Annotated in this window: 14 protein-coding genes; all 14 read right to left on the bottom strand. The window is 47.0% G+C overall.

What is annotated here, in order from left to right; translation table 11 throughout:
* Positions 1-7: 7 nt before the first annotated feature.
* A complete protein-coding gene (locus ACMP1L_RS06475) occupies positions 8-481 on the bottom strand; it encodes a septum formation initiator family protein (RefSeq protein WP_347560156.1) in 474 nt (157 codons plus the stop codon).
* Between the two features lie 42 nt (positions 482-523).
* Positions 524-1,459, bottom strand: a complete 936-nt coding sequence (gene rsmH, locus ACMP1L_RS06470) for a 16S rRNA (cytosine(1402)-N(4))-methyltransferase RsmH (protein ID WP_118732119.1) — start codon at positions 1,457-1,459, stop codon at positions 524-526.
* Position 1,460: 1 nt separating this feature from the next.
* Positions 1,461-1,886 (bottom strand): division/cell wall cluster transcriptional repressor MraZ, encoded by a 426-nt coding sequence (mraZ, locus tag ACMP1L_RS06465; RefSeq protein ID WP_118718949.1) that lies wholly within the window; start codon positions 1,884-1,886, stop codon positions 1,461-1,463.
* Positions 1,887-2,134: 248 nt separating this feature from the next.
* Entirely contained in the window at positions 2,135-2,290 is a 156-nt protein-coding gene (locus tag ACMP1L_RS06460; protein ID WP_177304654.1) for a hypothetical protein, read from the bottom strand.
* 106 nt (positions 2,291-2,396) lie between these two features.
* The gene (lgt, locus tag ACMP1L_RS06455) at positions 2,397-3,260 is read right to left on the bottom strand and encodes a prolipoprotein diacylglyceryl transferase (protein ID WP_418452405.1); all 864 of its coding nucleotides are present in this window, start codon (positions 3,258-3,260) and stop codon (positions 2,397-2,399) included.
* A 124-nt stretch (positions 3,261-3,384) separates the two neighbouring features.
* The gene (gene holA, locus ACMP1L_RS06450) at positions 3,385-4,362 is read right to left on the bottom strand and encodes a DNA polymerase III subunit delta (RefSeq protein ID WP_118732117.1); all 978 of its coding nucleotides are present in this window, start codon (positions 4,360-4,362) and stop codon (positions 3,385-3,387) included.
* Positions 4,363-4,548: 186 nt separating this feature from the next.
* Positions 4,549-5,562, bottom strand: a complete 1,014-nt coding sequence (locus ACMP1L_RS06445) for a substrate-binding domain-containing protein (RefSeq protein ID WP_118732116.1) — start codon at positions 5,560-5,562, stop codon at positions 4,549-4,551.
* Positions 5,563-5,610: 48 nt separating this feature from the next.
* Positions 5,611-6,588 (bottom strand): ABC transporter permease, encoded by a 978-nt coding sequence (locus ACMP1L_RS06440; protein WP_118732115.1) that lies wholly within the window; start codon positions 6,586-6,588, stop codon positions 5,611-5,613.
* Positions 6,557-8,059 carry a sugar ABC transporter ATP-binding protein gene (locus ACMP1L_RS06435; RefSeq protein ID WP_118732114.1) on the bottom strand — a complete coding sequence of 501 codons (1,503 nt, stop codon included), beginning with the start codon at positions 8,057-8,059 and terminating at the stop codon, positions 6,557-6,559. The genes ACMP1L_RS06440 and ACMP1L_RS06435 overlap by 32 nt, the downstream gene beginning before the upstream one ends.
* Before the next feature lie 26 nt (positions 8,060-8,085).
* Complete coding sequence (gene rbsD, locus ACMP1L_RS06430; RefSeq protein WP_418452403.1) at positions 8,086-8,484, bottom strand: D-ribose pyranase; 399 nt, start codon at positions 8,482-8,484, stop codon at positions 8,086-8,088.
* Positions 8,485-8,496: 12 nt separating this feature from the next.
* Entirely contained in the window at positions 8,497-9,426 is a 930-nt protein-coding gene (gene rbsK / locus ACMP1L_RS06425; RefSeq protein ID WP_118732112.1) for a ribokinase, read from the bottom strand.
* A 36-nt stretch (positions 9,427-9,462) separates the two neighbouring features.
* Positions 9,463-10,098, bottom strand: a complete 636-nt coding sequence (deoC, locus tag ACMP1L_RS06420) for a deoxyribose-phosphate aldolase (RefSeq protein WP_118732111.1) — start codon at positions 10,096-10,098, stop codon at positions 9,463-9,465.
* A gap of 79 nt (positions 10,099-10,177) precedes the next feature.
* Entirely contained in the window at positions 10,178-11,206 is a 1,029-nt protein-coding gene (locus ACMP1L_RS06415; RefSeq protein ID WP_418452402.1) for a LacI family DNA-binding transcriptional regulator, read from the bottom strand.
* A 202-nt stretch (positions 11,207-11,408) separates the two neighbouring features.
* Entirely contained in the window at positions 11,409-12,206 is a 798-nt protein-coding gene (locus ACMP1L_RS06410) for an ABC transporter permease (RefSeq protein WP_118732109.1), read from the bottom strand.
* Positions 12,207-12,258: the final 52 nt, after the last annotated feature.

The following is a 12,258-nucleotide window of genomic DNA, read 5'->3' as shown; positions in this document are numbered from 1 at the left end:
ATCCTGATTAGTGTTTTGGGATGTCCTCATATTGTCTTACATACTCGCTTTCCGTTTTATCATATAATAACACCTGATTACGGTTGGCATATACCATGCCAAGTTCCTCTGTAGCTACCTTGTAGATGTGATCCAGGTCCATATCGGTATTGATGCGGGTCTGCAGCGCATCGTTCTCAGAGCGAAGCTGCTCCAGCTGCTGCTCCAGCGTCTCAATGTTGTGGATCTTTGCGGTCATGGAGGACTGCACATGCAGATACCCGATACAGATATACAGCGCGCAGACTGCTGCCAGTGTCAGCATGATCACGTACGGCAGATTCATCTGAAGTGCCTTTTCCTGATTTTTTCTGACAGTATGGCTCATATCCTGGCGGTACTGCACCACTCTCTGCTTTCTTGTGCGTTCCCTCTCTGCTGCCATATTTCTGGCTGCAGTTCCGTACACATAGCCCTGGTTTGCTGCTCTGTGCGAAGCCATACTCATTCCTCCTTTTTTCTCTTACGTAAGATTCTCTTTTATTTATGCTCTTTCAAATACCCGAAGCTTGGAACTCTTCGAGCGCTTGTTGTATTCTAATTCTTCTTCCCCCGGCACGATGGGTTTTCTTGTGATCACAGTGCCTTTGCTCTTTCTGCCGCACATGCATACCGGGAATTCCGGCGGGCAGATGCAGGGATTTTCATTGTCCCGGAAGCGTTTTTTCACGATCCGGTCTTCCAGCGAATGGAAGGTAATAATGCTTAACCGTCCTCCCGGATTCAGGAGGTCAATCATAGTATCGATGGAGCAGTTTAATACATCCAGCTCATGGTTTAGCTCAATGCGGATTGCCTGAAACGTACGCTTGGCCGGGTGACCTCCCGTTGCCCGGATTTTGGCCGGAATTGCGGCCTTTATGGTCTCAATGAGTTCTCCGGTCGTCTCGTAAGGCTTTTCCTGACGCTGCCGCACAATGTGCTTGGCAATATTCTTGGCAAAACGGTCCTCTCCATAATCACGGATGATCCGGTAAAGTTCCATCTCGCTATAGGTATTCACAATATCTGCTGCCGTCTGGGTATTCCGCTGGTCCATACGCATATCCAGCGGCGCATCCTCCCGGTAGGTAAAGCCCCGGGAAGCAGTATCCAGCTGATAGGAGGAAACTCCCAGATCCAGATAAATGCCGTCCACCTTCTCAATACCAAGCTCATGAAGGACCGAAGCAATATTCTCATAGTTGCTTCGTACCACCGTAACCTTGTCCGCAAACGGCTCCAGGCGTTTGGTGGCCGCCGCGATCGCGTCTGCATCCTGGTCGATGCCGATCAGGCGTCCATGTTCTCCCAGCCGTCTGCAGACCTCATAGGCATGTCCGCCTCCGCCCAGGGTTCCATCCACATAGATACCGTCCGGCCTGATGTTCAGGCTGTCAACCGTTTCATACAGTAATACTGATTTATGCTCAAATGCCATCTTAAATTCCAAGACCCTCCATATTTTCTGCAATTTCTTCCATGTCGTCGTAGGTGTTTGACTGATTCCAATTATCTCTGCTCCAGATCTCAATCCGGCTTCCTACGCCGACTAACACTGCGTCTTTATCGATCTTGGCAAACTCCCTTAAAACAGCCGGCAGCAAAATCCTTCCCTGTTTGTCTACTTCACAGGTAGTAGCACCCGCAAGAAAAAAGCGTGAAAACTTTCGTGCGTTTGCATTGGTAAGAGGCAGGGCATGCAGCTTTTCTTCCAGAGCTTTCCATTCGGTGTTTTCATAGACGAATAAACAGCCATCGAGCCCTTTCGTTACAACGAATTCGTCTCCAAGCTGTTCTCTGAATTTGGAAGGGACAATCAGTCTTCCCTTCGCGTCCACTGTATGATTGTATTCACCCATGAACATAATCAATCACCTGTTACCCTGTCATCTGGCACCCACATATGCCACTTTTGTACCATTTCAAACCACTTTGTGCCACTTTCCACCACTTGTATTCTAAGTTTAGTACATGCGTAAGAAAATAGCAAGTTTTTTTTAACAAAAACGACTGGAAAATCCAGGAATTATCGTCAAAAAAAGAAGGATATCCACACTTCTTTTGTGGACACCCTTCCGGAATGGATGTTAAACCTTTGTTAAGAATCTTTTCATTAATATTCCATGCTGATGTATATCTCAAGCAGGCGGTCAAGCGCTATGCTGTTTTCATAAATATAGCGGTAATCGTCTTTGTTCGCAATACTGCCATCCAGTTTCTTTCTGGCACGCTCAATACACACAACCAGTTCCTCCTTGGAAATTTCCATGTCTGCTTTTCTCCTTCCAGTTGTCAGATGGTGCAAGGTGCATCATAACAATACTGCGACATGTTTTATGGCTTGATTTTGCGTCTTTGTCATGGCTTTGTTGCTGTCAGGTTTTCTGCCTGTGCCGATATCCTCTCCAGATCAGGTTTCCTGCTGCCACCAGGATCAGGACCAGGGAAAGTGCCTGAGATACCGGAAGTCCGGTTCCGAACAGGATCAGCTGGTCTGTACGCAGGCTCTCGATCCAGAAACGTCCTATCCCATAACCAAGCAAATAAATCCAGAGCATCTGTCCATCATACTTTTTATATCTGCGAAACCACAGCATAAAGAGTAAAAGGCACAAATTCCAGCAGGACTCGTAAAAAAAGGTGGGGTGCACCTGAATATATTCCACCCCGTTTTCCACAATTCTGTGGTTCAGAACATCTGCATTCAGCATATTATCATTCACCAGAGCCCGTCTGATCCGCATGGCCAGCAGACTGTCCGTATAGCCGCCAAATGCCTCGCAATTAAAGAAGTTCCCCCACCGGCCGATGATCTGACCGGTAACCAGTCCAAGCACACCTGTGTCAGCCATGGAAAAAAAGGATACTTTTTTCATCCGTGTGTAGACGATCATGGTGATGGTTCCCGCAATGACACCACCATAGATAGCAAGACCGCCGGCTCTCAGGTTAAAAATCTGCAGCAGATTGTTCTTATAATAGTCCCACTCAAAAATCACATAATACAATCTTGCACCGATAATGGAACATATGATCGCGTACAGTGCAAAATCCAGATACAGCTCCGGGTCCTGCCCTCTGCGCTTTGCATCTGACTGGGCGATCCACAGCCCTGCCAGCATTCCGATTCCAATGATGATGCCATAAAACGCAATCCGGAATCCGAATACTGAAATACTGCTTTTCAGATGATTGATCGTAATTCCAAGATGTACAAAACGGATGTCTGCTCCGTTCATTGTCGTTCTCCTTTCGATGCTGTTTATATTTTAACGCGGATCTCCGGCAAAGGCAAACAGATTCGTGCGACTTTGTTCGACAAACTCCGCATAGATAATATGCTACAATCAAAGGGAAAAAAAATCAACTATTATATTCTCTGGTGATCAGAAGTTCCACTGCCAGCCGGTCCTGCAGCCGTCCACTCTTTACCGCTTCCTCTGTCTCCACGCAGAATTCCACATAGGAAAGGATCTGTTCTCTACCAAACTGCCTGGCCTGCGGCATGGTCTTTCCGACTACGAAAGGCTGCATCTTCAATTTAGAAGCAATGGTTCCCTTATCCATACCTTTTCCCATCAGATCCTTTACCTGCAGCAGCTGATTGAACTGTCTTGCGATCAGGAACAGAATACGCATGGGCGGCTCTTTTAATGTCAGAAGATCTTCATAAAGGTCCATCGCCTTTCTGGGCTGTCGGTTCACAATAGCCGACACCATCTCAAAGATGCGGTTTGTCACCTGTACTGTGCAGACCGCCAGGACATCCTCATCGGTGATGACCTCCCGGCCCAGGGTATAGCTGATGAGCTTTTCCAGTTCCATGCGGATATTTTCCATGTCATCTCCCGCCATGCTTAAGAACAGCTCCATCGTATGCTTCGTGATTTTTTTCTGCTCCCGCGTAAGAATTCCGCCGGCCCATCTTGCGAGCTGGGCACTGTCCTGACGGTTCAGCTCTGCCGCATATCCCATGTCCTTTACTTTCTTATAAAGACGGTTCCGCTTATCCACTTCCGTTTCTACAAACAGCAGAATAGTGGTATCCGGCATGGATGGCAGATACTGCACCAGGGCATCCGACGCACTCTTAAAAAAGCCGCTGTCCTCCACCAGGATCAGACGGCGCTCCGCAAAAAACGGCATGGTGTCCGCGAGGCGGATCAGCTCGTCCACATCCAGTCCCTTTCCCTCAAAGCGGGCAAAATTCATGGTATCGTCTCCAATGATAGCTTCTTTTAAACGGTTCTTGTAGCTGTTCTTTAAAAATGCCTCTTCTCCGTATAAAAGATAGATCTGTTTGAATTCGCCTGTTTTGATATCCTGGTTTAATGTCTGCATTGCATGTATCTCCCATTCTGTTTTACATTATGATAACACAAGCCGCAGAACGGAACAAGAAAAAAACTCCATTTGAAGCGTGCGCACAGGGCGCACAACACAACAGGGCTGCCGGTTCAAGTCCGGCAGCCCTGCGTTCCATTTAGATCTGAGCCTTTATTCTGTTGGGAATCTTAATGTGTCTGATCACTCTTTTGTTACCAGACTGTCAACGGTATCCTGGGTAACAAGCTGATTATCCAGAACAACGTGAGCCTCAACCTCTTTGCCCTCAAGATAATCATAAGCAGTGTTCAGAATTGCTTTGCCAAGGAAGAACGGCGGCTCTGCGATGGTTGCTTCCACACGTTTATCTTTGATTGCTTCCAGAGTATCATCGATGGCATCACAGCCAACCTTAACGATATCAGCAGTCCTGCCTGCGGCATCCATAGCCTCCAGAGCACCTAATAACATCTCATCGTTTGCAGCGTATAATCCGTCAATCTCAGGGTTTGCCTGCAGGATGTTTTCCATAACACTCATTGCTTTTGCACGGTCAAAATCCGCAACCTGACATGCAACGATTTCCATATCCGGATTCTCAGCAATTACAGAATTGAAACCTTCCGAACGCTGCTGCGCAACATTGGTACCCATAATACCCTGCAGCTCAACGATCTTTCCTTTTCCACCGAGGGAATCTACTAAGAACTGACCTGCGAGCTTGCCGGATTTGATTGCATCGTAACCGATATGGGAAATAACGTCGCCGCCGTTTGCTTCACGGTCCATGGTAAATACCGGAATACCAGCCTCATTGCATGCCTCAATCGAAGAAACAATTGCATCAGAATCACAGGTATCAATGATGATCGCGTCCGGATTCTTCGTGATCAGATTCTCCACATCCTTCATCTGGATAGTCGGATCATCCTGTGCATCAGTGATGTAAAGCTCAATACCATGCTCATCTGCCGCTTTCTGAACACCATCTTTTACATCTACGAAGAACGGGTTTGTCTGCGTATTCATTGCAAGTCCGATCACGTAACCATCCTTCTTCTCTCCGCCTGTCTCTTCCTTACTCTCGTCGGCTTTCTCCTCTGCTTTGCTCTCTGCCTTTGTTGCTGCCGGTGCACTGGCTCCTGAACTACATGCAGTCACGCCTGCGCACACCATTGCCATTGCCATAAAAGCTGCTCCCATTCTTTTTCTCATAAATACATTCTCCTTTTTTATTTTTCCCCGCAGGGATATTTACGCCTTTTATTCAGCCTTTGCAGACAGATCCTTTACCTTCTTGTCCACCAATACTGCAATTAAGATCACCGCACCCTTCACAATATTGGTTGCATGCGGATTTACATTCATAAGGGTCAGGATGTTATCAATAATACCCATGATCATCGCGCCGACTACCGTCGGAAGCACGAATCCGACACCACCGCTTAAGCTGGTTCCCCCAAGAATAACAGCTGCAATGGCATCCATCTCGATACCTGTTCCGCTTGTGGACTGCGCAGATCCAAGACGTGCTGTCAGGATCAGTCCTGCCATACCACACATCAGACCATTTAAGGTATATACCAGAAACTCACTGGTTTTTACCCGGATACCGGAAAGACGCGCTGCCTCGCGGTTTCCGCCCACCGCATACACACTGCGCCCGTAGGAGGTCTGAGTGAGGATATAATGTGCCAATAAGAATACAATGATGAGGATGATAACCGGCACCGGGATTCCTGCGATACTGCCTTTACCAAAGAACTTGTAGGCATCTGATTTGATCGGAATCGGCGAGCCCTTTGTGTATACAAGAATCACACCGCGAAGCAACGTCATCATACCAAGGGTAGAAATAAACGGCGGGATACCACAGACAGATACGAAAAATCCATTCACTGCACCGCAGGCAATACCGACTGTCAGGGATACTGCGACAGCCACAGCCGTATTGCCGGTCGATGCCAGCACACCGGAGGCCAGTACACCGGATAATCCCAGAATAGAGCCAACGGAAAGGTCAATACCACCGGTTAAAATTACAAATGTCATACCGCATCCGACAATTCCCGCTACCGTGATCTGCTTAAAAACATTGAACAGGTTTGTCACACTCAAAAAGCTTGGAGACAAAATCGTTGCAAATACACAGATCACAAGAAGGATCAACACGGAGCGGTAGATATTAATCTGATTGATTAATTTTTTCTTATTCATTTTCACTGACTCCTCCTGACGCATAGGCTAATATTTTTTCCTGATTCATCTCTGACTTATCAATTTCCAGAACGGTATATCCCTCACGCATGATCACCACGCGGTCACTCATGCCGATCACCTCGGGCAGATCCGTTGAGATCAGAATAATGCTCTTTCCCTGCTTTGTCAGTTCATCCATAATCTGATAAATCTCTGCCTTTGCGCCCACATCGACACCACGGGTAGGCTCGTCCAGAATCAGTATGGACGGATCTGCCTCCAGTACCTTCGCGAATACAACTTTCTGCTGGTTTCCGCCGCTCAGCTTTCCGGCAAGCTGAGCCGGACTGCTGATCTTGATATTCAGGCGCTTTACCTCTGCATTGATATTTTCTGTTTCTTTTGCCTTATTCAGATACAGACCATTGCTGATCTTATCCAGAGACGACATGGAAATATTTTCCCGGATATTACGGATCAGGACCAGTCCCTCCTGCTTGCGGTCATCTGAGACAAACCCGATACCTGCTTTTAAAGCTTTTCGTGGTGAGGAACAATCTTTTTTCTCTCCATTGATGATAATTTCCCCATCCGTCATCGGCAGTGCACCATATACGATTTTGGATAGTTCGATCGTTCCGGAGCCAAGAAGTCCTGCCACACCAAGAATTTCTCCTTTGTGCAACTTTAAGCTGACACCGTGTACTCCCTTTCCGGTTACATTGCGAAGTTCCATCGCAACATCCTGTTTTTCATAATTTCGTTTCGGATAAAGGTTGGTCACACTCCGTCCTACCATCATGGAAACCACATCATCATAATCGGTTTCTCCGATTGCTTTTGTCGCAATGTATTTTCCATCCCGGAATACGGTCAGCCGATCTGAAATCCGGAAAATTTCATCCATACGGTGTGATATGTACAAAATAGAAATTCCCTTTGCCTTCAATTCCGCAATGATCCGGAATAAAATCTGAATTTCCTCATCTGTCAGTGCCGCAGTTGGCTCATCCATGATAATAACCTTTGCACCGATCGTCAGACATTTTGCGATCTCCGTCATCTGCGATTCTGCTACCGACAAATTCTTTACTTTATTGCGGCAGTCAAATTTTAAGCCGAGCTTTTTCAAAACCTCATCCGCATCCTGATAAAGCTTTTTCCAGTCAACCACCCCAAGCTGTGTTTTCGGCAGTCTGCCAAGGTACATATTCTCTGCCACAGAAAGCTCAGGAACCATATTAAATTCCTGATAGATCATGGCAATCCCCATTTTTTCCGCTTCCTTGGTTGAATGGAATACCACCTCCTGGTCATTGATGTACATATGACCGGAGGTATAGCCCTGCGCGCCTGCAATGATCTTCATCAGGGTTGATTTGCCGGCTCCGTTCTCCCCGCAGAGCGCATGAACCTCCCCCTCTTTCACATCAAGCTTTACCCCATCCAAAGCCTTTACGCCCGGGAATGTCTTAACAATATCCTCCAGGCGCAATATAACACGATCCCCCATTTTCCGCCTCCTTCGGGTTTCTTGCACTAATAAGCGCAGCCTGCAGTAAGGATTACATTAGTATAGCCTGTAAACTCTCCCGTAAGAATGATTGCTTTCGCGTTTGCGCTTCTGGCTTTTAATTCTGTATGCGGAATATACTCCACCGGAAGTTTCGCCGGAAGAAGCGCCTTTGCCTTTTCATGAAACTCTGGCGTTACACGGAGTGCCTCATCCGCAAAGGTAGCTTTTTCAACCACAATATATTTTAAGATTTCCTCCAGTACATCCAGATAGGCAGGATCTCCCGGTCTCCATCCAAGATCGATGCGCTCCACCCCTTTCGGGATCGGAAGTCCTGCATCTCCGATCACCAGTGTATCCTTATGACGCAGTTCCGCGAGCACTCTTGCCAGCTGCGGATGTAAAATTCCAGTTTTCAGCATAATTTCTTCCCCCTATTTTTTATGTGCATTTAAAAAGTCATCGATTTCACTTCTGACCGGCATAGATGGTGTCGTTCCGATTTTCTGAACAGATAATGCAGCCAGCGCATTCGCAAAATCTGCTGCTTCCCAGATATCCTTATCCTCGGCCAGTGCCGCCAGAAGTCCGCCATTGAAGGCATCTCCAGCACCTGTTGTATCAATTGCATTAACCTTATAAGCCGGGATAATTCCTTTTTTATCTCCGGTGTTGATGTAAACACCTCTGCCCCCCAGAGTAATCAGCACTCGTTTTACTCCTTTGCCGAAAAACCACTCAGCTGCTTTATCTGCCGCTTCTTCACTGTCAACCTTCACACCGGTCAGGATTTCTGCCTCTACCTCATTCGGTGTGATCAGATCAACCTTGCTGAGAAGTTCATCACTGATCGGCTGTACCGGCGCAGTATTTAAGATAACCTTAACACCCTTTTTGCAGGCAATATCCACAATGCGCTCTACCGAAGATACATTCGTTTCCAGCTGGGTCAGCATATATTCACAGCCATCCAGCAGATCCTCCAGAGAATCTACCTCCGCATCAGAAATCGTATTGCAGGAACCCAGAATCACTACAATCTCGTTCTGACTGGTATTTTCATCTACCATGATCAGCGCACAGCCGGTCTCGGTATCATCTGAATACAGGATCCGGTCCTGCTTCATGCCAAGCTCCTTCATAGTATTTAACGCAATGTCGGCAAAAGTATCCCGGCCAAGCTTTGTTACCATAGTCACATCGGCTCCGGCTTTATGAGCAGCTACGCCCTGGTTGAATCCTTTTCCTCCCGGTCCCATTTTGAATACGGTTCCTTTTACGGTTTCCCCTGCCGCCGGAAGATGCGGGGTTCTTCCCATCAGATCCACAACAAAGCTTCCAAATACAACTGTTTTCTTCCCCATAAGCTGTCTCCTTCTTTCCTTTTTATCCCCAAACTGCTACAGCAATACAATTCCATTTCCGGCACCGATCCGGTCTGCGCCTGCTTCCACCAGAGCCTTTGCCGCCTCCGGTGTGCGAATACCGCCGCTTGCCTTTACCTTTGCACGCTCGCCAACGGTCTTTTTCATCAACGCCACGTCTTCCACAGTAGCACCACCGGTAGAAAATCCGGTTGAAGTCTTTACAAAATCCGCTCCGGCTTTTACAGATAATTCGCACGCCCGAACCTTCTCCTCATCCGTAAGGAGGCAGGTCTCAATAATCACTTTTACAACTGCGCCTTTGGATGCTTCAACCACTGCACGGATATCATCTTCCACGTAGTTATCATCTTTATCTTTCAGTGCACTGATATTGATAACCATATCCACTTCATCGGCTCCGGCTTTTACTGCTTCAGATGCCTCAAAAGCCTTGGCTGTCGTCAGCATGGCTCCCAACGGAAAACCAACCACACAGCAGGTCTTTACTTCACTGCCCTTTAACTCGTCAGCCACCAGCGGAACAAAGCAGGTATTTACGCAGACAGATGCAAACTCATGCTCCTTCGCTTCTCTGCAGTAACGGATGATGGTTTCCTTTGTTGCGTCTGCCTTTAACATTGTGTGATCGATCATGCGATTTAAGTTCATAATACTCTCTCCTTTATAATAAATATTTCTCCTTCTGTATGTAACCGGTTACATATTGTTTCAAAGAAAAATGTGCATCTTACATACACATTTCTTTCGTACTCTTTTCTGATCCTCGCAGAATGACCCGATACGGAACCAGAATCCTTTTTCCGCGCTGCCGGTTCTTACTGTCTGCAAAGCATTCCATGAGAAGCTTCATAGCCTCCATTCCCTGTTGTCTTGCATCACGCTCCACCACAGACAGCCTGTAATCAATGACTTTCAGTGTTTCGATATCATCAAACCCCAAAAGTGCGATCTCCCGTCCCGGCACCATGCCTTTCTCGGTCAGATATTTTAAGCACCCGAGTGTTGATTCATTGTTGGATGAAAAGATTGCTGTCGGCGGATCCTGCTGTTCAAGCAGATACTTTGTTGACTCATAGGCTTTCTCACTCTTGAAATCCCCATAGGCAACATATTCTTCCCGTACGGGGATCCCTGCATCCTCCATGGCCTGCCGGTAACCCTGAAGCCGCTCTTTTCCGGGCTTCGAAGTGCCTGGTCCGGCAATCACAGCGATCTTTTTATGACCATTCTGGATCAGTGCCTCCACGCCGTCATACGCTCCGCCAAAATTATCAACAAACACCCCATCAAAGCGTGCTCCCCGGATATCCCGGTCGATAAGGACAACCGGTATGCCGGATTCTTCCAGCTTGAGCAGACTGTCCTTTGTAACCGTATCCAGCTGGGAGACCGGCGCAATGATCACGCCCTTCAGGCGTTGGCTGATCGCTGCATTCAGAAACTCATGCTCTTTGCCCAATGTCTCATTCGTTCCGAAATATACGATGTTGTAGTGATAGCTGTCCGCAATTTCACCGATTCCGCTGATGGCCTTAAAAAAGAACTCATTTTCAATATCCGGAATGATCACGCCAATACTCGGATTGTCATTGATGCTTAGGTTCCGCGCGATCGCATTGGGAACATAATGATATTCCTCCACCGCTTCCAGCACCTTTTTTCGTGTTTCTTCTTTTACATATCCAGAGTTATTCAGCACTCTTGAGACTGTGGCAGAAGAAACGCCTGCACGCTTAGCCAGTTCTTTAATATTCATTTAAAACGTCCTCTTTCGCTTCCATTTTAGGAAACCGATTACATATATGATATTAACATACATACCATGAAATGTAAACGGTTTTTTGTAATTATGCACAATTTTTTCTTTTTACTATGCCAGCCGATATTTTAACATCAAACTCAGAGAAAAGGAAGCCCTTAATTTCTGTAAAATAAAGGGCTTCCTCTGTCCCGCCGTGTCATTCCCTTCCGGCAATCATCCGGTAAAACAGGGAAGAAAAAAGACACAGAAGCACGATGGATAGCACGACACAGTCCAGCTGAAAAACCTGGCTGCCATAAATAATAAGATAACCAAGTCCTCTCCTTGCCGCCAGGAATTCTCCGATGATCACCCCCACCAGACACAGTCCCACATTGACCTTCATATTGCTCAAGATCAGAGGCACAGAGCCAGGCAATAATACCTTTGTGAGCACATCCTTCTTCGTTCCTCCAAGAGTATAGATCAACCGGATCTGATCCGGATCCATAGAGGAAAATCCGGACTGCAGCGTCAGGATTGAACCGAACACAGCTACGGAAACCGCCGCCGCGATGATGGTATGCACATGACTTCCCATCCACACGATCAGCATAGGAGCCAGAGCGGACTTTGGAAGGCTGTTTAGCATCACCAGATACGGCTCCAGGATTTCCGATGCACTCCGGCTGGACCACAGCAGGACTGCTGCCGAAATTCCGATTATCGTAACAATCAGAAAGCTGACAATCGTTTCGAACAGTGTGATGCCGATATGGGAAAAGATGCTGCCATCCAGCACCATCTTCCGGAAACAAAAAAAGACTCTGGACGGCGAGCTGAATATAAAATCATCCACCATATCCAGTCTTGTACAGAGCTCCCACAGGGCGAGAAACAGCACCAGGATCATGACTCTTATGGTTCTGACTTTTCTCTCATGATATTTTTCCTGTTCTATATATGCTTTCTGAAACCGATCCACGGATTGAAGCTGCGGATTGTTGTCTGCCATCTTCCTTCCTCCAGTATTCTTCTTTTCTCTATTATATGCCAGAAAACCACCG

This window comes from Ventrimonas sp., assembly GCF_048380235.1.
GTDB lineage: Bacteria > Bacillota > Clostridia > Lachnospirales > Lachnospiraceae > Brotaphodocola.
Note: the sequence above shows the minus strand (reverse complement) of the source record. Positions and strands in the feature narration are given on the sequence as shown.